Raw genomic sequence first — 21,575 nt, 5'->3', positions numbered from 1 at the left:
CGTACCACCACATAGGCCCGATATGCAGGAAAACGCCCACACCCCCGTCAAAGACGCCGCCCCCACCGGCACCCAGACCCTGCTGCGTGGCCTGGGCGTTGTGCAAGCGGTGGCGGCCGGTGCGCGGGATCTGAAAGAGATCGCCAAGCGCATCGGCACCACCCGCAGCACCACCCACCGCCTGGCCAGTTGCCTGGTGGAAGAGCGTTACCTGCGGGTGGTGCCACAGGTCGGTTACCTGCTGGGGCCGAAGTTGATCGAGCTGGGTTTCCAGGCGCGGGAAGAGCTGCCGCTGGTGACTCTGGCGATCCCCTATCTGGATGAATTGTCGGCGCTGACCGGCGACACCATCCACCTGGCCATCCGTGAATACGACGACGTGTTGTACTTGCACAAGAACCCCGGCCGTAATGGTCCGGAAATGCGCTCACGGGTCGGCCATCGCATGCCGCTGGCACGCACCGGGATCGGCAAGGCCTTGCTGCTGGATGACACGGTCGCAGAGTGGCAGCGCCTGTACGAAGTCAGCCTGCCGGCGGGTGGGAAAAGCCTGCAATGGCCGCAGCACCCGGAGCAGTCCTGGGCACAGTTCGAGCAGCGCATGCATGAATACGTGGTGGGCGGTTATGCGTTCGACCTAGAAGACAACGAACCGTCGATCCGTTGCGTGGCCGCTCCGGTGCGCGATGCCAGCCGGCGCATTGTCGCCGGCATCAGCATCGCCAGTACCGTGCCCTACATGCCGCTGGAGAAAATGGCCGAGCTGATTCCTGTGCTCAAACAGGTCGCAGCCCGGCTGTCAGCGGAGTTGGGCGCGAAGGCCTGATCAGGCCTTCAACGTCGCCATGTCGATGACAAAGCGGTACTTCACATCGCCGGCGATCATGCGGCTGTAGGCTTCGTTGATGTGGCGGATGTCGAGCATTTCGATGTCGCAGGTGATGCCGTGCTCGGCGCAGAAATCCAGGACTTCCTGGGTTTCGGCAATACCACCGATCAACGAACCGGCCAGCACTTTGCGGCCCAGCACCAGCTTGGCGGCGTTGACGGGCGGGTCCACCGGCTCGATCAGGCCGACCAGGATATGCACGCCGTCAAAGCGCAGCACGTCGAGGTAGGGGTTCAGGTCGTGCTGCACCGGGATGGTGTCCAGCAGGAAGTCGAAGCTACCGGCGGCGGCTTTCATCTGGGCTTCATCGGTCGACACGATCACATGATCGGCGCCCTGGCGACGACCTTCTTCGGCCTTGCTTGCCGAGCGGGTGAACAAGGTCACTTCCGCGCCCATGGCCTTGGCAAACTTGATGCCCATATGGCCCAAGCCGCCCATGCCCAGCACGCCGACTTTATCGCCGGCCTTCACGCCGTAGTGCTTGAGCGGCGAGTAGGTGGTGATGCCTGCGCAGAGGATCGGCGCGGCGCTGGCCAGGTCAAGCTTGGCCGGGATCTTCACCACGAAATGTTCGCTGACCACGATGCTGTCGGAGTAGCCGCCCATGGTGTTGCTGCCGTCGACGCGGTCTGGGGTGGCGTAGGTCATGGTCGGGCCTTCGAGGCAGTATTGCTCCAGGTCCGCTTGGCACGCGTCGCAGTGACGGCACGAATCGACCATGCAGCCCACGCCCACCAGGTCACCGACTTTGTGCGCGGTGACGTTGGCGCCAATGGCGGTGACCTTGCCGACGATCTCGTGGCCGGGCATCAGTGGGTACACGGCGATGCCCCACTCGTTACGCGCCTGGTGGATGTCGGAGTGGCAGACGCCGCAGTACAGGATCTCGATGGCCACGTCATCGGCGCGCGGGCTGCGGCGCTGGAACGACATGGGGGCGAGGGGAGTGGTGGCCGACTGGGCGGCATAACCGATGGCGGTGTACATGAGGGAAACCTCGCTAAAACAATCACTGGGGAGGCGGCGCATTCTCCGCGCCGGGCCGGGAAGCGGCCATGGCGATTGCTCCGAGTCTCATGCCTATTCGTCCGGGAGTGCCCCGTGTTTGGATCCTTGTGACGTCAGACCTGCGATGATGTTCTCATCCCCTTTTTGCGAAGTTTTTTGCCATGCTGCTCACCCGCCATCTCGACGCCAACGCCACACTGGTGGCCTTGATTGAGGGGCTTACGCCCTGCGACGGTTTTTCCCCGACCAACCTGCCTGGCGTGCAAGTGCTGCGCGCCAGTTGCGACGTGGCGCGTGGGCCGCAGATCTACGAACCCAGCCTGATGTTCGTGGCCCAGGGCAGCAAAGTCGCCTACCTGGGCCCGCGTACGCTGGAGTATGGCGCCGGGCATTACCTGATCCAGGCGATGCCGGTGCCGTTCGAATGCGAGACATTTGCCATGGCGTCCGACGCGCCGTTGTACGGCGTCACAGTGGGCATTGACCGTGTGGTGCTGGGGGAGCTGGTCATGGCCATGGGCATTCAGGCCGGGCCGCCACCGACGGCGCAGACGCTGGAGTCGATGAGTTCGGTAATGCTCGATGACGCGATGCGCGGCGCCGTCGAACGTTTACTGCAATGCCTGCACGATCCGCTGGAAAGCCGGATCATGGGCCCGGCGCGGGTCAGGGAAGTGTTGTTCACCGCATTGCGCGGGCCGCAGGCGGATGTGTTGCGGGCGTTGGTGGAACAGCAGGGGCAGTTTTCGCGGATCGCCACGTCGTTGAATCACTTGCATGCCCATTACGCCGAGCCGCTGAATATCGAGACGCTGGCGGGGTACGCGCACATGAGTGCGTCGACGTTTCATGAGCATTTCAAGCGCTGTACGTTGTTGTCGCCGGTGCAGTACCTGAAACGTCTGCGCCTCCTCAAGGCTCAGCAACTGCTGCTGGTGGATGGCATGGGTGTGGCGCAGGCGGCGCATAGCGTGGGGTATCAGAGTACGTCGCAGTTCAGCCGGGAATATAAACGCTACTTCCTGCGCAATCCCGGCGAAGAGCGCGCCGCATAAAAAAGGCCCCCATTCGGGAGCCTTTTTGTTCAAGCAGCGGGCTTACATGTTCGGGTAAGTCGGCCCACCCGCGCCTTCCGGCGTGACCCAGGTGATGTTCTGCGAAGGGTCCTTGATGTCACAGGTCTTGCAGTGCACGCAGTTCTGAGCGTTGATCTGGAAGCGTTTCTCGCCGTCTTCCTTGGTGATCACTTCATACACGCCAGCCGGGCAGTAGCGCTGCGCCGGTTCATCGTAGAGCGGCAGGTTGGTGCCGATCGGGATGCTCGGGTCTTTCAGCTTCAGGTGGCACGGTTGCTCTTCTTCATGGTTGGTGCTGGAGAGGAACACCGAACTCAGCTTGTCGAAGCTCAGCTTGCCGTCGGGTTTCGGGTAGTCGATCTTCTTGCTGTCCTTGGCCAGCTTGAGGCAGGCGTAGTCCGGCTTGGTGTCGTGCAGGGTGAACGGCATCTTGCCGCCCAGGATGTTCTGGTCGAACCAGTTGAAGCCAGCGCCGATGATCGGGCCGAACTTGTGCATTGCCGGGCCGAAGTTGCGGCTGGCGAACAGTTCTTCGTAGAGCCAGCTGGATTTGAAGCTGTCGACGTAAGCGGTCAGTTCATCACCGCCTTCGGAGTCGGCGAACAGGCGGTCGGCCACGGCGTCGGCGGCGAGCATGCCAGACTTCATCGCGGTGTGGCTGCCCTTGATCTTGGCGAAGTTCAGGGTGCCGAGGTCGCAACCGATCAATGCGCCACCTTTGAAGACCATCTTCGGCAGCGAGTTCAGGCCGCCTTTGCAGATGGCGCGGGCGCCATAGCTGATGCGCTTGCCGCCTTCCAGGTACTGGGCCAGCACCGGGTGGTGCTTGAGGCGCTGGAACTCATCGAACGGCGACAGGAAGGTGTTGCTGTAGGACAGGTCGACGATCAGTCCAACGACCACCTGGTTGTTTTCCAGGTGATAAAGGAACGAGCCGCCGGTGTTTTCGGCGCTCATGATGTCGAGCGGCCAACCGGCGGTGTGCACCACCAGGCCAGGTTGGTGCTTGGCGGGGTCGATTTCCCAGATTTCCTTCAGACCGATGCCGTAGTGCTGGGCGTCGGCGTCGCTGTCCAGGTTGAAGCGCTGGATCAGTTGCTTGCCGATGTGGCCACGGCAACCTTCGGCGAACAGCGTGTACTTGCCGCGCAGTTCCATTCCGGGGGTGTAGACGCCTTCTTTCGGGTTGCCTTCACGGTCGACGCCGAGGTCGCCGGTGATGATCCCGCGCACTACGCCGTTTTCGTCGAACAGCGCTTCCTGGGCGGCGAAGCCTGGGTAGACTTCCACGCCCAGGTTCTCGGCCTGCTGGGCCAGCCAGCGGCACAGGTTGCCCAGAGAGATGATGTAATTGCCTTCGTTGTGCATGGTCTTGGGCACAAAGAAGTCAGGCACCTTGGTGGAGGCTTCGGGGCTGCGCAGTACATAGATGTCGTCGCGCACCACCGGGGTGTTGAGCGGGGCGCCGAGTGCTTTCCAGTCCGGGAACAGTTCGTTCAGGGCGCGGGGTTCGAACACGGCACCGGAGAGGATATGCGCGCCGACTTCGGAGCCTTTCTCGACCACGCAGACGCTGATTTCCTTACCGGCTTCGGCGGCCTTCTGCTTCAGTCGGCAGGCGGCAGACAGTCCCGCCGGGCCAGCGCCGACGATGACCACGTCGAATTCCATGTATTCGCGTTCCACAGGCTATCTCCTACTCAAGGCTCAACAGGCTTTTTTTTCTAATGGGTGGAGGTTCGGTGTCGTCTTGCGGCAACGGCAAGACCCACCTTTCTCTCTAGGTGGCGCATTATATCTACACCACTGCCAGCGTCCAATACAAACGTTTGTTTGAATTGCCCGCAGGCTAGGTAAATCAAAGTGGTGCGGCTTATGACTGGCTATTTTGCCGTATTGACCAGAATAGGTGTTCCGGTCAATATACGGTCGGTTTTGCGCTAACCGTAGGCAGACTGCAGGTTTCAAGAGCACGTCCAAAAGCAAGACAGGTGGCGCGCGTCCAGACACTGGCGCGCAGTTTACACGCTGCGATAAAGAATGACCTCTCAGTCACCACTGACGAACGGTCATCATTTCCCGTGAGCAAGGTCACCGCCTGCGTTTTTGGAGGTGCCCTTGTGTGCCGATGAGCATCAACCGCCAGGTTCGCCTAGGCGACTTTCTTTTCACCGGAGAGTAACGAGGAATCCATGAAGGTTCTTGTAGCTGTCAAACGCGTTGTCGATTACAACGTGAAAGTTCGCGTCAAGGCGGACAATTCCGGCGTCGACCTTGCTAACGTCAAGATGTCGATGAACCCTTTCTGCGAAATCGCTGTGGAAGAAGCCGTCCGCCTGAAAGAGAAAGGCGTGGCGACTGAAATCGTCGTGGTTTCCATCGGCCCTACCACTGCTCAAGAGCAGCTGCGTACCGCCCTGGCACTGGGTGCCGACCGCGCTATCCTGGTCGAGTCCGCTGAAGACCTGACCTCCCTGGCCGTGGCCAAGCTGCTCAAAGCCGTTGTCGACAAGGAACAGCCTCAGCTGGTGATCCTCGGCAAACAGGCCATCGACAGCGACAACAACCAGACTGGCCAGATGCTGGCTGCGCTGACCGGTTACGGCCAGGGCACCTTCGCCTCCAAAGTCGAAGTGAGCGGCGACAGCGTGGCTGTGACCCGTGAAATCGACGGCGGCGCGCAGACCGTTTCCCTGAAACTGCCGGCCATCGTCACCACCGACCTGCGTTTGAACGAGCCGCGCTACGCGTCCCTGCCAAACATCATGAAAGCCAAGAAGAAGCCGCTTGAGTCGGTCACTCCTGAAGCTTTGGGCGTTTCCACCGCCTCCACCAACAAGACCGTCAAGGTTGAAGCACCGGCTGCACGCAGCGCGGGCATCAAGGTCAAGTCGGTGGCCGAACTGGTCGAGAAACTGAAAAACGAAGCGAAGGTGATCTGATCATGGCTATCCTCGTAATCGCCGAGCACGACAACAAGGTTGTGGCCCCGGCCACCCTGAACACCGTGGCTGCTGCCGCTAAAATCGGTGGCGATATTCACGTACTGGTAGCAGGCCAAGGCGCTGGCGCCGTGGCTGAAGCCGCAGCGAAAATCGCTGGCGTGAGCAAAGTCCTGCTGGCCGACAACGCCGCGTACGCTCACCAACTGCCGGAAAACGTTGCTCCGCTCGTTGCTGAGCTGGGCGCTGGCTACAGCCACATCCTGGCTGCCGCTACGTCCAACGGCAAAAACATCCTGCCACGCGTTGCCGCGCAGTTGGACGTTGACCAGATCTCCGAGATCATCTCGGTTGAAAGCGCCGACACGTTCAAGCGCCCGATCTACGCCGGTAACGCCATCGCTACCGTACAGTCCAACGCTTCGGTCAAAGTCATCACCGTGCGTGCCACCGGTTTCGACCCGGTTGCCGCCGAAGGGGGTTCGGCTGCCGTTGAAGCCGTCGCGGCTGCCCACGACGCTGGCACTTCCAGCTTTGTTGGCGAAGAGCTGGCCAAGTCGGATCGTCCTGAGCTGACCGCTGCCAAGATCGTCGTCTCGGGCGGCCGTGGCATGCAGAACGGTGACAACTTCAAGCACCTGTACGCCCTGGCCGACAAGCTGGGCGCTGCGGTCGGCGCTTCCCGCGCGGCCGTCGACGCAGGTTTCGTACCCAACGATATGCAGGTCGGCCAGACCGGCAAGATCGTTGCGCCACAGCTGTACATCGCCGTCGGTATCTCCGGCGCGATCCAGCACTTGGCCGGTATGAAAGACTCCAAAGTGATCGTTGCGATCAACAAGGACGAAGAAGCACCGATCTTCCAGGTGGCTGATTATGGCCTGGTGGCGGACTTGTTCGAAGCTGTACCTGAGCTGGAGAAGCTGGTCTAAACCAGCGGCTTCACTTATAAAGAGCCCGGTCCTTGTGACCGGGCTTTTTTTTGACTTGGAGACACACGCCATGGAATTGCGCCCTTGGGCGGTACTGCTGGGCCTCACATTGCTGCCGACGCTATCGCTGGCCGCCGGCAAATGCGATCGCCTGGTGATCACCGGCAGCCCGGATGCGCCGCCGTTGCTCTGGCGCGACCCGCAAGACCCCACGCACCTGATCGGCGCCACCGCCGATGTGTTGCAACAAGTGGGCAAGGACCTCGGCTTGAAAATCGACCTGCTCTACGGTGGCAAGCGCTCCCTGGCCCTGGAGGAAGTGCGCAGCGGGCGCATGGACATCCTCGCCGACGCACCGCTGAACCTGGGTGAGCTGGAAACCCTCGATTACATCCACCCAGCCTTGGTGCAACTCGACTACCTGGTGTGGACGCGCAAGGACTCGGCGCTGGCCTATGCCACGGCCGCCGACCTGCACGGGCACAAAGGCGCGGTGTCGGAACGTGCGCGTTTGAGCGCGGCCTTCGAAACCTTCGCCGGTGAGCAACTGAGCCTGCAACGCCTGCCGTCGCTGACGCCGGCGTTCCAGAAGCTGCTGCTGGGTGAAGTCGACTACGTGCTGGCCGGGCGTTATTCCGGCATGGCCATGGCGCAGACCCTGGGCATGAGCAACGACCTGATGGCCCGCGATATCCCCATCGACCAGCCGGGCCTGTACCTGGCGATTTCCCACAACTCGGCCTGCAATGATCCGTGGCTACGCGGACAGCTGGCCAAAAAGATGACAGAATTGCCCGCGTCCGGTGTGGCGCAAGCTGCGTTGCAGAGCAATCTGGAGCGCTGGAAAGCGCAATTGCAGCAACCCGTCGGCACCCCAACAAAGTAGGGATTTTCAGTGACTCTTCGACCTCTTTTCGCGGCCCTCGCCGTTGTCGCTCTGGCGGGATGTGCAGCCGATCCTGCGCCGAATGAACAAATGCGCCTCACCCAGCAAGCCCTGGAGCAAGCCAGTGCCGTGGGGGCCAACGCGGATGAATCGCCGGAATTGAAACTGGCCGAAGCCAAGTTCGCCCGGGCCAAGTCGAGCATGGCCGACCAATCCTACAAAAACGCCCGTATGCGTTTCGAGCAAGCCGAACTGGATGCACGCCTGGCCGAAGCCAAGGTGCTGACGCGCAAGAGCCAGGAACAACTGAACGTGCTCAACACCCGTATTACCCGCCTGCGCAAGCAATTGCAGTTGGGGGAAGCCCAATGAGCCCGATGATCCGTAGTTTGAGCTGTGCGGTGGTGTTGGGCACCGCCGTGTTGGGCGGTTGCGCCAGCCATCCCGACAGCGAGCAGGCCTTGCAACAGGCGGGCAACGACTTCCAGCAGGTCAAGGAAGACGCCAATGTGCTGCGCTTTGCGCCCAAGGACGTGATCCGCGCCGGTGAATCCCTGGCCCGTGCCGACCGTTTGTCCAGCTACTGGGGCAGCGGCGCCGACGTGGTGCATTACGCCTACCTGAGCCAGCGCTACAGCGCGATTGCTCGCGAACACAGCGAGCAGGGGCTCAATGAAGAACGCCGCGTCAAGCTCGAACTGGAGCGCCAGCGCCTGCAATTGGCCCTGCGTGAAAACAAGCTGATCAGCGTGCAGCAGCAGGGCAAGTGGCTGGAAGAGCAGATCGCCAGCCTGGCCACTACCCAGACCGATCGCGGCCTGGTGATGACCTTGGGCGATGTGCTGTTCGATACCGGTGAAGCAGAGCTGAAAAACTCGGCCAACCGCACGGTGCTGAAAATCGTACAGTTCCTGCAACTCAACCCCAAGCGCGTAGTGCGCATCGAGGGTTATGCCGACAACACCGGCGGCGAGCGCGAAAACCTCAAACTGTCCCGTGACCGCGCGCAGTCGGTGGCGGATGTGCTGGTCGACCTGGGGATCGACGAAAAACGCATCCAGGTCGAAGGCTACGGCGACCAGTATCCTGTCGAAGCCAACGCCTCCGAGCGGGGCCGGGCGCAGAACCGTCGGGTGGAAATTGTGTTCTCGGATGAGAAAGGTCAATTGGGCGCCGCTCGATAAACCTGCCTTCTCCCATCAGCCCGGGTTTATCCCGGGTTTTTGTTGCCTGTAACTCCATGACCCAACCCTTACAGTTTTTGCTGTCACTCCAACGCGTGCTCGACTATTGTGGCAACTGTCCCCGTACACTTCTAAACTGTGCCGGTATGTTTCACACAAAAATAAAATACCCGTGAAATCGAGTGCTGCGTCATGACCAATCTGTTGCTTTACCAACGTATCGCCCAGCAACTGGCTGAGGATATCCGGCGCGGTGTCTATCAACCGGGCGAACGTGTGCCTTCGGTGCGCAAGATGAGCTCGCAGTTGAACGTGAGCCACGCCACGGTGTTGCAGGCCTACGCCAACCTGGAAGACCAGGGGCTGATCCGGGCGCGGCCGCAGTCCGGCTATTACGTGCACCAGACGCCAGCACTCACCGCGCCGACGCCGGACATCGCCCGGGTCGAACGCCCGGGCTTGGTCACCCGCAGCAGCATCATCCAGCAGGTATTGGGCGAGTCGCGCCGCGAAGGCGTGTTCCCGCTGGGGGCCGCCGTGCCGAGCGTGGATTACTTGCCGGTGCGCGCGCTGCACCAGCAACTGGCCAAGGTCACGCGCTTCCAGAGCCCACGGGCATTCAGCTATATGTTCAGCCCCGGTTTCGAACCGCTGCGCCGTCAGGTGGCGATCCGCATGCGCGATGCGGGCGTGGTGGTGGACCCTTCCGAAGTGGTGATCACCCACGGTTGCGTCGATGCGTTGCAGATGTCGCTGCGCGTGCTGACGCGGCCGGGCGACCTGATTGCCGCAGAGTCACCGACCTATTACGGCTTGCTGCAACTGGCCGACCTGTTGGGCCTTAAAGTCATCGAGATCCCCAGCGACCCGTCCACCGGCATGAGCCTGGAAGCCCTGCAACTGGCGGCCAACCAATGGTCGATCAAGGCGTTGGTGTTGACCACGCGCCTGAGTAACCCGCTGGGCGGCACCATGCCCGAAGAGCGGCAGAAACAGTTGCTGCGTCTGGCGTCGGACTTCGACATCCAGATTGTCGAGGACGATATCTACGGCGAGCTGATGTTCGAACTGGGCCGCACCAAGGCCCTGAAGGCCTATGACCGCCTGGATCGGGTGATCTATTGCTCCAGTTTTTCCAAGACGCTGTCCCCCGGCGTGCGCATCGGCTGGATGATCGCCGGCAAGTACCAGCAGGAAATCCAGCGCTTGCAGATGTTCAGCACCCACTCCGCGTGCAGCGTCACGCAGATGGGCGTCGCCGCGTACCTGGAGAATGGTGGCTACGATCGGCACCTGCGTTACATCCGTCAGGAGTACCGCAAGAACCTCAGCGCCTTCCAGCTGGCGGTGCAGCAATATTTTCCGGAAGGCACACAGATGACGCGTCCGACCGGCGGCTTCATCCTGTGGGTCAGTTTGCCCGGACGGGTCAATACCCAGGAACTGCACGTGCGCGCACTGCAACAGGGCATCAGCATCGCGCCGGGGCTGATTTTCAGTAATACCGAACAGTTCAACCACTGTATTCGCCTCAACTGCGGTACGCCGTGGAACCGCGAGGCAGAGCGTGCGCTGATGACCTTGGGGATGCTGGCGAGTCAGTTGTGCCAGGAGACGGCAGCCGGACTGTGACGCTCAGAAAGGGGACAAATCCTATAGCACGCTAATCACCGCGCTTGTCATGCCGCGCACAACAAGCGAGCATATGGCCCTCTGCCGTTAATGCTGTAGGCAATATGACTTCGATTGTTCGCGCGGTTTTGGTGATTGGCTTGTTAAGCCTGTGCAACGTCGGCACAGTGCTGGCGGCAGCCCCTGTGAGCGAAACGAAGCCCGCCGCCAGTACCGAGCAGAAGACCCCCGCGAAAAAACCCGCCCCCGTTAAACAAGCGCCAGCGGTGAAAAAAACCACCGCCGCCGCCAAAAAACGTGCGGCCAGTAAGTCCAAGGCGTCCCGCGAAGTGACGCAGACGCAATTGCCACCGGCACAGTTGGACCTGTCGCTGCCGTCGGACATGGTCAGGCACTTGCAGCCTATCGGCACCATGCCCAAACCCAAAAGTGTGCCCCTGCTGCCACCGATGTTCGGCGAGAAGCCCACCGACAACAGCGCGTTCCAGATCAACGGCCGCTTGCTCAGCAATGAAATGAAGCTGCAGTTGCGCAACGAAGAACGGCGCGAAGTGGAGGGTGCAGCGTTGGAATTCGAATTCAAACAGTAAACTTTCCCTACAAAGGTGACGTCGACCGCCGACCATGTGTCGGAGACTGGTCAGTCACTTTTGTTTTCTGCGAAAAACCCCTGTTAGACCATTTTAAAACGGCTGTTTTAGGGCGTACTCTAGCCCGGCCATCCACATTGAGTCGTCGAGGACCTGCTGGTCATGAATTGCCGTGAAGGCTGTGGCGCATGCTGCATCGCCCCCTCCATCAGTTCGCCATTACCCGGAATGCCACAGGGCAAACCGGCAGGCGTTCGCTGTGTGCACCTGTCGGTCGAACTGCTATGCCAGATTTTCGGCCAACCGGAGCGACCGGCGGTGTGCAGTGATTTCAAGGCGGATCTCGAGGTCTGCGGCACCGACCAGGCCGATGCGATCCGCTTGATCGGCTGGTGGGAGCAGATGACGGCGGCTTGATGGGCTTTACTATCGGAACTTTTTTTCGGAACTTCGACAATAAGGAATACAACAATGGGTTCGCTGAAACGAATGGCTGTGGTGTGCGGGTTTACGGTGTTGTTTGCTGCCACTGCCCAGGCTGAGGATTGGCAAGTCGCCAAGGACGAAGACGGTATCAAGGTGTCCCTGAGCGAAATTGCCGGCTCCAAATACAAGGCGTATCGCGGTGTGACCGTGATCAAGGCGCCAGTAGCCAAAATCGTCGCACTCCAGGAAGACGTAGCCGGTGCCTGTGCCTGGATCCACGAGTGCAAATCCCAGAAGCTGGTCGACAAAAAAGGCGACGAGAGCTGGACCTACACCCAATTCAAAGCCCCGTTCCCTGTGACGGATCGTGATTCCTACCTGCACATCACTACTACCAAGGCGGCCGACGGCACGTTGACCCGTAAGCTGGAAGGCGTGCCGACCTACAAGCCTGAAGAAAAAGGCTACGTACGTGTCGCCCAAGTGGACGGTTTCTGGAAACTGGTGCCCAAAGGCGACAACCAGACCGAAGTCACCTACCAGGTTCACACCGAACCAGGCGGCAGCGTGCCCTCTTGGCTGGCCAACAAGTTCGTGGTGGACGCGCCGTTCAACACCTTGAAAGCCTTGAAAGAACACGCTGAGAAGTAAACGCAGCTGATCAGGTGTCTCCTACCTTGGGTGGAACGTTTGCGGAGCCCCCAAGGTCCAGATAGAGGTAAGCCCACACATGGGTTTTATCGAGGAGGCACCGATGCAAAAGTGGCAGATTACCTTCGTTGATGATCACGGCGTGAAGTCCGTCGAGCAGTTCACCTGCGAGCAGAAGCCCAGCCTCGAAGATGCGGCACACATGATCCGCAACAAGCTGGTGCCCGTTGCCGCCGAACTGGACCTCAATGATCTTGAGGGCCGCAAGCCCGAGCCTACGGTCAAGATCCTCAAAGACCAGAACAGTATCCAGATCCTCGACATCTCTCCCGCCGCCTGAACATTCCCTGTCCACCCTTCAAGCACCTCTGGTGGAGGTGATAGCTTCGCGCTACTCTGCAAGTGAGATCAGCGAATGAATCGCTAGTTCTGGTCTTGTCAGCTACATGCTTGTTTTCCAGCGGTGATGTTGTTGCCGTAGTTCCCACGCCAGTAAGGCGTGGGCTTCGGGAAGCACGGAAAGTCTATCCATCAATTCGAGGAGCACTTTTCATGAGCACAGCCTATCAAGAAGACATCAGCACCAACGTTCTGCGCCGCATGAAAGAAGGCGGTTTCGACTTCTCGCGTTTCCACCCCATCGAGTTCTACGCCATTTTCCCGGATGAGGAACGGGCGCGCCGGGCTGCGGGTGAGTTTCGTGGGGAATCCCTGAATGCCCAGGTCAGTGCGCGCGACGATGGCGCCTGGTACCTGGAGCTGAGCAAGATCATGTCCGCTACCTACGACGGCATAGGCGACTTCGAACAAGACTTTGGGGCGGTGGTCGAGCCGCTGGGCGGGATCATCGAGGGATGGGGCGTGAAGCAGGAGGTGCGTGGGTTACCCATGTAGCAGCTTGAAGTATGAGAAACACAGCGTATCGGCTGACCTTTGGGTCGGCCGATTTTGTTTGTGCCGTGGGAAAATATTCGGAACTTGCGCGCTATTTTTGCGCACCAAAAAAAAGGCCACCCGAGAGGGTGGCTTAAAGGGAAGAGCGGTTCGCTGAAGGCAGTTCAGCAGATGGGGCGATTATCCGCAGCCTGGGCCGGGCAGTGAAATCAACTCTGACTATGCTGTTGATAGTCAAAGCCCGCATTGCGATGAAGCGTCGGGCCACGCACCGGGCATTCTGCGCACCAGGACGGTGCGACTGGATTCTGGTTTTAATTCAACTCACTGATTTTTAAGTGTTTATGCCGCTGGCACGGGCCTTGCGATGGTTCTAGCGCCCGGGTGACAAGGAGTTCGGCATGATCCGCACTTATTACGATGAAATGTACGATGGGGCAGGCCAGGTCCGGCCTCATTACCGCGAGTTCGCCCGTTGGTTGGCCGAAACCCCTGCTGAATTGCTGGCCCAGCGCCGGCGTGAAGCCGATTTGCTGTTTCACCGCGCCGGGATCACCTTCACGCTCTACGGTGACGAGCAGGGTACGGAACGGTTGATTCCCTTCGATACCATCCCGCGAAGCATTCCTGCCAGCGAATGGCGGATTGTCGAGCGCGGCTGTATCCAGCGGGTCAAGGCGCTGAACATGTTTCTCGCCGACCTGTATCACGAACAGCGCATCATCAAGGCCGGGATCATCCCCGCTGAACAGGTGCTGGCCAACGAGCAATACCAGTTGGCGATGCAGGGGCTGGACCTGCACCGCGACCTCTATTCCCACATCTCCGGCGTCGACCTTGTACGCGACGGTGACGGCACGTACTACGTGCTGGAAGACAACCTGCGTACGCCGAGCGGCGTCAGCTACATGCTCGAAGACCGCAAGATGATGATGCGCCTGTTCCCCGAGCTGTTCGCTGCCCAGCGAATCGCGCCCATCGATCACTACCCCAACTTGCTGCTCGACACCTTGAAAAGCTCCAGCCCCCTGGATAACCCCAGCGTGGTTGTATTGACGCCAGGTCGCTTCAACAGTGCGTTCTTCGAGCATGCGTTCCTGGCCCGTGAAATGGGCGTGGAACTGGTGGAGGGCGCCGACCTGTTCGTGCGTGATGACCGCGTCTTCATGCGCACCACTGACGGGCCCAAGGCCGTGGATGTGATCTACCGTCGTCTGGATGACGCGTTCCTCGACCCGTTGGCCTTCAACCCCGAATCCATGCTCGGCGTGCCGGGACTGCTCGCGGCTTATCGCTCTGGCAATGTGGTATTGGCCAATGCCATCGGCACCGGCGTGGCGGATGACAAGTCGGTGTACCCCTTCGTCACCGAGATGATCCGTTTTTACCTGGACGAAGAGCCGATCCTGAAGAATGTTCCGACCTTCCAGTGCCGTAAGCCCGACGAATTGTCCCACGTGCTGGCCAACCTGCCCGACCTGGTGGTGAAGGAAACCCAGGGCTCCGGCGGCTACGGCATGCTGGTGGGCCCAGCGTCCACTGCGGCAGAAATCGAGGCCTTCCGTGCCCGTATCAAGGCCAAGCCCCATGCCTATATCGCCCAGCCGACCCTGTGTTTATCCACCTGCCCGACCTTTGTCGAAAACGGCATAGCGCCGCGTCATATCGACCTGCGCCCGTTCGTGCTGTCCGGCAAGGAAACCCGTGTGGTCCCCGGCGGCTTGACCCGCGTGGCGTTGCGTGAGGGCTCGCTGGTGGTCAATTCGTCCCAGGGTGGCGGCACCAAAGACACCTGGGTGGTGGAGGACTGATGCCATGTTGAGTCGAACTGCTTCGGATCTGTACTGGATGTCGCGCTACCTGGAACGTGCGGAAAACCTCGCACGCATGCTCGATGTCAGCTATTCGCTGTCGCTGATGCCCCAGGACGGGCGCGGCGATGGCCTGCACGAACTGGCCATGCCGCTGTTGATCACCGGCACCCTGGAGGATTACCACGAACGCCACGGCGAACTGCACGCAGAACGTCTGTTGCACTTCTTTGCACTGGATGCCGCCAATCCGGCCAGCATCTACAGTTGTCTCGGCGCTGCGCGGGCCAGCGCCCATGCGGTGCGTGGGCGAATTACCGCCGACATGTGGGAAAACATCAACGCCACCTGGCTGGATATTCGCGATATCGCCCAGCAGGGCTTGAGCCGCTATGGCATGAGCCGGTTCTGCGAGTGGGTCAAAGAGCGTTCCCATCTGTTTCGCGGCGCCACCTACGGCACCATCATGCGTAACGATGCGTTCCGCTTTATTCGCCTGGGCACTTTTATCGAGCGTGCCGACAACACACTGCGCCTGCTGGACGCCCGCTATGAGATGGCCGGCGATCGCGCCGAAGCGGTCACCGATGGCACCGCCCACGCCTACTATCAGTGGAGCGCCTTGTTGCGTGCGTTGTCGTCGTTCGAAGCCTACACCGAGATTTACCGCGATGCCCCTGGCGCTCGGCAGGTGGCGGAGTTGCTGCTGTTGCGCGCCGATGTGCCGCGCTCACTGCGTGCCTGCAGCGAAGAGATCGACCAGATTCTCGCCAGCCTGCCGGGCCTCAACGGTCGACCGGCCCAGCGCCTGGCCGCCGAGATGGACGCGCGACTGCGCTTCACCGCCATCGATGAAATCCTCGAGGAAGGCCTGCACGCCTGGCTGACCGACTTTATCCCCTTGGTCCGCCAGTTGGGCGACGCCATCTACAGTTCCTACCTGGAGGCGGCATGAGACTCTCCATCAGCCACGAAACCACCTACCACTACGAAGACCAGGTACGCGCCAGCATCCAGTACCTGCGCCTGACGCCCCACGATAGCGAACGCCAGCACGTACTCAGCTGGCAACTCGACCTGCCGCGTCCGGTTCGCGCCCAAGTGGACCCCTTCGGCAACATCCTGCATGTGCTGACCCTGGATGAACCCCACGACGCCATCATCATCGGCGCCCGTGGCCAGGTGGACATTGACGAGTTGCGCGAGGCCGAACACGAGAGCCAATCGGCGTTCCCGTTCCTGCGGTGCACCCGCCTGACCGAACCTGACGAAGCCTTGCGCGGGTTTGCCGACCAGCAGTGCCACCAACGTCGTGACCGCACCGCGTTAATCGACCTGATGCACGCGCTCAACCAGGCGATGGTCTACACACCCGGCGCCACCGAAGTCGACACCTGCGCCGCCCAGGCCTTCGCCGGCCGTGCGGGCGTGTGCCAGGACCACACCCACGCGTTCCTGGCCTGCGCGCGCAGCCTGGGGATTCCTGCGCGGTATGTGTCGGGGTATTTGTACTCGGAGGACAGCACGCACCTGGCCAGCCACGCCTGGGCTGAAGCCTGGCTGGATGACGCGTGGTACAGCTTTGATGTGACCAACCAGCTTGCGCGGCCGGAGCGGCATTTGAAGCTGGCGGTGGGGTTGGATTACCTGGATGCCTGTCCGGTGCGTGGGATGCGTCGGGGCGGTGGACATGAGCAGATGCATGCCAAGGTGTTTGTGGCGCCGACGCCGGTGATCTCCGTCCAGCAGCAATGACCTTGTGGCGAGCCCGCTCGCCACAAGGGTTCCTCACCCGATGTTTAAGGTTGCTGCTTACGCCCCGCCATATGCTTCAAATACCCCACCAACAAATCCAGCTCGCCGTCCGGCAACACACTGGCAGCAAACGCCGGCATCTTCGCCTGCGGCCAATGCCGCAAGCTCTGCGGGTCACGGATATAGCGCTTGAGGAAATCACCACCGAAATACTCGGTGGGGTTATACGGAATGTTCAAGTCCGGCCCTACCTGCGCATCGCCGGCCCCGTTCAGCCGATGGCAAGCCAGGCAATTTTTCTGGAACAGCGCAAAGCCTTGGTTGATCGGGTCATTGGCTGCCAGCTTTGGGTCCGGCAACAGTGCGGGAAAGCGCTCGACAACCGTCTTTAACTGTTTGATCCCGGAGATCTGGAACGGCCACTGCTCAGGGCTGATGTGCCCGGCTTGCGGGTCGGTCCACACCAGGTAGAAGGGCCCTGCACTCGGTTTGCCTTGCGCCAGTGCAGGCCATGGCTGGGCAGGATCTTCCACCGCCAGCCAGGCGCGTGATCCATGGGTTTCCAGCAGCGGCGCAGCGGTGAGTTCGGCAGCGAAACCATCCAGGGCAACGGCCTGCAAGTGGCTTTCAGCTTTCAGTCCCGGTAGGAGCGCGGCCAAGGGCACTGCGCGATAACTCATGGTGCGCTTGTAGGAAACGTCATCGACAATCTGCACCGTTTGCGCCTGCGGGTGCTTGAGCAGATCAGCGGTCTGCCACGTCTTGTGTGTATGGTCGAGTTCGATGGTCAATTGTGCTGCCGAAGCGGGAAGCGCGATCAGCAAGGCGAGGAGGGCGAAGATCGATTTCAAGAGGCAGGCCCGGTGTAAGGTGGCGATGGCGCTCACGATACCGGAAATCGGCGCGCAAAAAGAAAGCCCCTGCAGGACCGCTATGCGCAATGTCCCGGCAGGTGCTGCCAAAAGCTGCAAACCCGGTGCTGTGAAGGCACGGAATGTGGGCGTTGAGGGGTCACCCAATGACCTTGGTCAAGTTGGGCAAGATCAGAATCAGTGTGGTGGCGAACAGAATGAGTCCCGCCTGACGTACTTTCGAATGTTTGAACATGGCTGACTGCCTTTTGTTGTTATTCCTGAGCGTCAAATGCGTGCCGGTTTTATTTCAGTATGGCGAGATGACGTGTCGCTTTTCTTACAGCCGCTCCAGCAAAACCCGGCAGTGGCTTCCTACTGATTCAACCTTAGAGCCCTCGTTCTTCGTGGCTTAGACTCATTTCATATCAGCTCATGAATATTTCAGCTTAAAAAGGCATGAGGCATATCGCCATCTTGGCGCCAATGCCTTGGCTAGACAGCTAAAACGATTAACCCGGCGATTAGCTTAGGAGACTACCGTTCGTCCGAGCGAGGGGGTCAAAAGCAATGAGCGCATCCGTCATTGAAACCGTGTCAATCGGGCCTAAGGTAGAGGCACACATGCACAGCGGTTCGAGGACGTCATGACCCAAGCTTTGATCTTTGATGCGATACGCACGCCCCGTGGCAAAGGCAAGGCCGACGGTGCCTTGCACAGCGTCAAGCCGGTGAACCTGGTGGCCGGCCTGCTCACGGCGCTGGCCCGGCGCAGCGACCTCGACACCCACCACGTAGACGACATCGTGCTCGGCTGCGTAACGCCGATAGGCGACCAGGGCGCCGACATCGCCAAGACCGCTGCTTTGGTGGCGGACTGGGACATCAGCGTCGCCGGTGTGCAGATCAACCGTTTCTGCGCGTCGGGCCTGGAAGCCGTCAATTTGGGTGCGATGAAAGTGCGTTCCGGCTTCGAAGACCTGGTGGTGGTCGGTGGCGTTGAGTCCATGTCCCGCGTGCCCATGGGCAGTGACGGTGGCGCCTGGGTACTCGATCCGCAGACCAATATGCACAGCCACTTCACCCCACAGGGTATCGGCGCGGACCTGATTGCCACCTTGGAAGGTTTTACCCGTGAGGACGTCGACACTTTCGCCCTACATTCCCAACAGAAAGCGGCGAGGGCGCGGGCGGATGGGTCTTTCAATAAATCGCTGATCGCGGTGCACGACCAGAACGGCATCGTGCTGCTGGACCATGACGAATTTATTCGCGGCGACTCGACGCTCGAAGGCCTGGGCAAACTCAAGCCCAGCTTCGAAATGATGGGGCACATGGGCTTCGACGCCACAGCATTGCGGGTCTACAGCCATGTGGAGCGCATTCAGCATGTGCACACACCGGGCAACAGCTCTGGCATCGTCGATGGTGCCGCGTTGATGTTGATCGGCTCTGAGGCCAAGGGCCGCGAGCTGGGCCTGCAACCCCGTGCGCGTATCGTCGCCACGGCGGTCACCAGCACCGACCCGACCATCATGCTCACCGGCCCCGCGCCCGCCACGCGCAAGGCCCTGGCCAAGGCCGGGTTGCGCGTCGAAGACATCGACCTGTTCGAAGTCAACGAAGCCTTTGCCTCAGTGGTGCTCAAGTTCATCAAGGACATGGGCATCGACGCGGCGCGGGTCAACGTGAATGGCGGCTCCATCGCCATGGGCCACCCGTTGGGCGCCACCGGTTGCGCCATCCTCGGCACCTTGCTCGACGAACTGGAAGTGCGCCAGCAGCGCTACGGCCTGGCCACCCTGTGTGTCGGCGGTGGCATGGGCATCGCCACCATTATCGAACGCCTCTGAGCCCAAGGAATCAGTCATGACCCAAGCCATTCGTTACGAAAAAGGCCAGGACGGCATCGTAGTGCTGACCCTCGACATGCCCGGCCAGAGCGCCAACACTATGAACGGCGCGTACCGCGAGGCCATGGCGGCCACGGTGCAGCGCCTGGAGGCGGAAAAGGATGACCTTGCCGGCGTAGTGATCACCTCGGCCAAGAAGACATTTTTCGCCGGCGGCAACCTCAATGAATTGATCAAGGTCGACAAGGCCCACGCCAAGGATTTCTACGACGGCGTGCTGGTGCTGAAAGCGCAACTGCGCCGCCTGGAAACCCTCGGCAAACCCGTGGTCGCCGCGATCAATGGCGCGGCGCTGGGGGGCGGTTGGGAGATTTGCCTGGCATGCCATTATCGCGTGGCGCTGGACGACAAATCGGTGCAGCTGGGCCTGCCGGAAGTCACCTTGGGCTTACTGCCGGGTGGTGGCGGGGTGGTGCGCATGGTGCGCATGCTGGGGTTGGAAAAGGCCTTGCCGTATCTGCTCGAAGGCAAGAAGGTACGGCCGCAACAGGCTTTGCAAGCCGGGCTGGTGAATGAGCTGGCGGCGGATCGCGATGAACTGCTGGCCAAGTCCTGCGCCTGGATCCTGGCTAATCCGGATGCCAAGCAACCGTGGGACCACAAGGCCTACCAGATCCCCGGCGGTACACCGTCAAGTCCAAAAGTTGCGCAGATGCTGGCGATTGCGCCTTCGATTTTGCGCAGTAAGACCCAGGGCTGTTTCCCCGCGCCGGAGAAAATTCTCTGCGCGGCCGTCGAAGGCGCCCAAGTGAATTTCGACACCGCGCACCTGATCGAAACCCGTTATTTCACCGAACTGGTGACGGGGCAGGTGGCGAAGAACATGATCGGCACCTTCTGGTTCCAGCTCAATGAGATCAACGCAGGCCGTTCGCGGCCGCAAGGTTACGCACCCTATGTCACGCGCAAGGTCGGCGTGCTCGGTGCAGGCATGATGGGCGCAGGCATCGCTTACGTCAGCGCCAGCGCCGGTATCGACGTGGTACTCAAGGACATCAACCTGGCGGCCGCCGAGAAGGGCAAGGCGCATTCGGCGGCGTTGCTGGACAAGAAAGTCAGCCGTGGGCAATTGACCGCCGAACAGCGGGAAACCACCTTGGCGCGAATTCTTCCTACGGCCAGCGATGATGACCTGGCCGGTTGCGACCTGATCATCGAAGCGGTGTTCGAAGACCGCGCGCTCAAGGCCAACGTCTCCGCCGCCGCGCAAAACGTGGTCGGCGCCGACGCTGTGATTGCCTCCAACACTTCCACCTTGCCCATCAGCGGCCTGGCCACGGCGGTGCCGGATCAAGCCAAGTTCATCGGCCTGCACTTCTTCAGCCCGGTGGACAAGATGCCCCTGGTGGAAATCATCAAGGGTTCCCACACCAGCGACGAAACCCTGGCCCGAGGTTTCGATTTCGTTCTGCAAATCAAGAAAACCCCGATTGTGGTCAACGACAGCCGTGGCTTCTTCACTTCGCGAGTGTTTGGCACCTTTACCAACGAAGGCATCGCCATGCTGGGGGAGGGCGTGGCCGCGCCGATGATCGAGACCGAAGCGCGCAAAGCCGGCATGCCGGTGGGGCCGCTGGCGGTGTCGGATGAAGTGTCCCTCAGCCTGATGAGCCATATCAGGCAGCAGACGGCCAAGGATCTGCAGGCGGAAGGCAAGGCTGTGCCGACACACCCGGCGACGGCGGTCATCGATCTGTTGGTCAACGAATACAAACGCGTGGGCAAGGCGGCGGGAGGCGGTTTCTATGAATATCCCAATGGCGGGCAGAAATACCTGTGGCCAGAGCTGAAAAGCCGCTTTGAACGGCCCGACCAACGTATCTCTCCCCAAGATGTGCGCGACCGCCTGCTGTTTATCCAGGCCATCGAGACCGTGCGTTGTGTGGAGGAGGGCGTGTTGATGTCCACGGCGGACGCGAACGTGGGGTCGATCTTCGGCATTGGTTTTGCGGCCTGGAGCGGCGGCGCGTTGCAGTTCATCAACCAATATGGGCTGAACGACTTCATTGCCCGCGCTCGCTACTTGGCCGAGCAATATGGCGAACGCTTCACGCCACCGGCGTTACTGCTCGAAAAAGCGGCGCAAGGTGACACGTTCAGGTGATTAAAGGGGGCTTGCCTTGAAGGGGTAT

21 protein-coding genes are annotated in these 21,575 nt (G+C 60.7%); 18 read left to right on the top strand and 3 right to left on the bottom strand.

Features of this window, described 5'->3' with window-relative positions:
• The first annotated feature begins 22 nt into the window (after positions 1 to 22).
• Positions 23 to 826 carry an IclR family transcriptional regulator gene (locus OZ428_RS25745; protein WP_269131743.1) on the top strand — a complete coding sequence of 268 codons (804 nt, stop codon included), beginning with the start codon at positions 23 to 25 and terminating at the stop codon, positions 824 to 826.
• On the opposite strand, the gene OZ428_RS25740 is transcribed toward OZ428_RS25745, so the two are convergent.
• A complete protein-coding gene (locus OZ428_RS25740) occupies positions 827 to 1,879 on the bottom strand; it encodes an NAD(P)-dependent alcohol dehydrogenase (protein ID WP_269131742.1) in 1,053 nt (350 codons plus the stop codon).
• 182 nt (positions 1,880 to 2,061) lie between these two features.
• Between OZ428_RS25740 and OZ428_RS25735 the strand changes: the two genes are divergently transcribed.
• Complete coding sequence (locus tag OZ428_RS25735; protein ID WP_177112191.1) at positions 2,062 to 2,955, top strand: AraC family transcriptional regulator; 894 nt, start codon at positions 2,062 to 2,064, stop codon at positions 2,953 to 2,955.
• Between the two features lie 42 nt (positions 2,956 to 2,997).
• Here OZ428_RS25735 and OZ428_RS25730 read toward each other — a convergent pair whose 3' ends face one another.
• Entirely contained in the window at positions 2,998 to 4,662 is a 1,665-nt protein-coding gene (locus tag OZ428_RS25730; RefSeq protein ID WP_269131741.1) for an electron transfer flavoprotein-ubiquinone oxidoreductase, read from the bottom strand.
• Between the two features lie 506 nt (positions 4,663 to 5,168).
• Here OZ428_RS25730 and OZ428_RS25725 point away from each other — a divergent pair.
• From OZ428_RS25725 to OZ428_RS25660, 14 genes are all read left to right on the top strand, one after another.
• A complete protein-coding gene (locus OZ428_RS25725) occupies positions 5,169 to 5,918 on the top strand; it encodes an electron transfer flavoprotein subunit beta/FixA family protein (RefSeq protein ID WP_017138339.1) in 750 nt (249 codons plus the stop codon).
• Positions 5,919 to 5,920: 2 nt separating this feature from the next.
• A complete protein-coding gene (locus OZ428_RS25720) occupies positions 5,921 to 6,850 on the top strand; it encodes an electron transfer flavoprotein subunit alpha/FixB family protein (RefSeq protein WP_269131740.1) in 930 nt (309 codons plus the stop codon).
• Between the two features lie 70 nt (positions 6,851 to 6,920).
• Positions 6,921 to 7,736 carry a substrate-binding periplasmic protein gene (locus tag OZ428_RS25715; RefSeq protein WP_033901245.1) on the top strand — a complete coding sequence of 272 codons (816 nt, stop codon included), beginning with the start codon at positions 6,921 to 6,923 and terminating at the stop codon, positions 7,734 to 7,736.
• Positions 7,737 to 7,745: 9 nt separating this feature from the next.
• Complete coding sequence (locus OZ428_RS25710) at positions 7,746 to 8,108, top strand: DUF4398 domain-containing protein (RefSeq protein ID WP_233891970.1); 363 nt, start codon at positions 7,746 to 7,748, stop codon at positions 8,106 to 8,108.
• Complete coding sequence (locus OZ428_RS25705; protein WP_269131739.1) at positions 8,105 to 8,920, top strand: OmpA family protein; 816 nt, start codon at positions 8,105 to 8,107, stop codon at positions 8,918 to 8,920. The genes OZ428_RS25710 and OZ428_RS25705 overlap by 4 nt, the downstream gene beginning before the upstream one ends.
• 192 nt (positions 8,921 to 9,112) lie before the next feature.
• On the top strand, positions 9,113 to 10,552 hold the full coding sequence (locus OZ428_RS25700; protein ID WP_015885400.1) for an aminotransferase-like domain-containing protein: 1,440 nt from the start codon (positions 9,113 to 9,115) through the stop codon (positions 10,550 to 10,552).
• Between the two features lie 104 nt (positions 10,553 to 10,656).
• On the top strand, positions 10,657 to 11,142 hold the full coding sequence (locus OZ428_RS25695; RefSeq protein ID WP_269131738.1) for a translation initiation factor 2: 486 nt from the start codon (positions 10,657 to 10,659) through the stop codon (positions 11,140 to 11,142).
• Positions 11,143 to 11,304: 162 nt separating this feature from the next.
• Positions 11,305 to 11,559 carry a YkgJ family cysteine cluster protein gene (locus OZ428_RS25690; RefSeq protein WP_016979374.1) on the top strand — a complete coding sequence of 85 codons (255 nt, stop codon included), beginning with the start codon at positions 11,305 to 11,307 and terminating at the stop codon, positions 11,557 to 11,559.
• Between the two features lie 54 nt (positions 11,560 to 11,613).
• On the top strand, positions 11,614 to 12,219 hold the full coding sequence (locus tag OZ428_RS25685; RefSeq protein WP_033901241.1) for an START domain-containing protein: 606 nt from the start codon (positions 11,614 to 11,616) through the stop codon (positions 12,217 to 12,219).
• A 103-nt stretch (positions 12,220 to 12,322) separates the two neighbouring features.
• Complete coding sequence (locus OZ428_RS25680) at positions 12,323 to 12,559, top strand: hypothetical protein (protein ID WP_025999984.1); 237 nt, start codon at positions 12,323 to 12,325, stop codon at positions 12,557 to 12,559.
• A gap of 212 nt (positions 12,560 to 12,771) precedes the next feature.
• Positions 12,772 to 13,113 carry a ribonuclease E inhibitor RraB gene (locus tag OZ428_RS25675; protein WP_010208429.1) on the top strand — a complete coding sequence of 114 codons (342 nt, stop codon included), beginning with the start codon at positions 12,772 to 12,774 and terminating at the stop codon, positions 13,111 to 13,113.
• A 401-nt stretch (positions 13,114 to 13,514) separates the two neighbouring features.
• The gene (locus OZ428_RS25670; protein ID WP_177074068.1) at positions 13,515 to 14,924 is read left to right on the top strand and encodes a circularly permuted type 2 ATP-grasp protein; all 1,410 of its coding nucleotides are present in this window, start codon (positions 13,515 to 13,517) and stop codon (positions 14,922 to 14,924) included.
• Between the two features lie 4 nt (positions 14,925 to 14,928).
• Complete coding sequence (locus OZ428_RS25665) at positions 14,929 to 15,879, top strand: alpha-E domain-containing protein (RefSeq protein WP_016979378.1); 951 nt, start codon at positions 14,929 to 14,931, stop codon at positions 15,877 to 15,879.
• On the top strand, positions 15,876 to 16,679 hold the full coding sequence (locus tag OZ428_RS25660; protein WP_177112198.1) for a transglutaminase family protein: 804 nt from the start codon (positions 15,876 to 15,878) through the stop codon (positions 16,677 to 16,679). Before OZ428_RS25665 ends, OZ428_RS25660 begins: the two co-directional genes overlap by 4 nt.
• Positions 16,680 to 16,723: 44 nt before the next feature.
• Here the strand turns inward: OZ428_RS25660 and OZ428_RS25655 are convergent, their stop codons facing one another.
• The gene (locus OZ428_RS25655; RefSeq protein ID WP_269131737.1) at positions 16,724 to 17,530 is read right to left on the bottom strand and encodes a c-type cytochrome; all 807 of its coding nucleotides are present in this window, start codon (positions 17,528 to 17,530) and stop codon (positions 16,724 to 16,726) included.
• A gap of 647 nt (positions 17,531 to 18,177) precedes the next feature.
• On the opposite strand from OZ428_RS25655, the gene OZ428_RS25650 reads away from it, so the two are divergent.
• Both OZ428_RS25650 and OZ428_RS25645 read left to right on the top strand, forming a co-directional pair.
• Positions 18,178 to 19,383, top strand: coding sequence for an acetyl-CoA C-acetyltransferase (locus tag OZ428_RS25650; protein ID WP_269131736.1), 1,206 nt, complete (start codon positions 18,178 to 18,180; stop codon positions 19,381 to 19,383).
• A gap of 16 nt (positions 19,384 to 19,399) precedes the next feature.
• Complete coding sequence (locus OZ428_RS25645) at positions 19,400 to 21,547, top strand: 3-hydroxyacyl-CoA dehydrogenase NAD-binding domain-containing protein (protein ID WP_269131735.1); 2,148 nt, start codon at positions 19,400 to 19,402, stop codon at positions 21,545 to 21,547.
• Positions 21,548 to 21,575: the final 28 nt, after the last annotated feature.

The organism is Pseudomonas sp. GXZC, from assembly GCF_026967615.1.
GTDB lineage: Bacteria > Pseudomonadota > Gammaproteobacteria > Pseudomonadales > Pseudomonadaceae > Aquipseudomonas > Aquipseudomonas azotoformans_A.
This window is presented reverse-complemented; position numbering and strand designations above follow the sequence as displayed.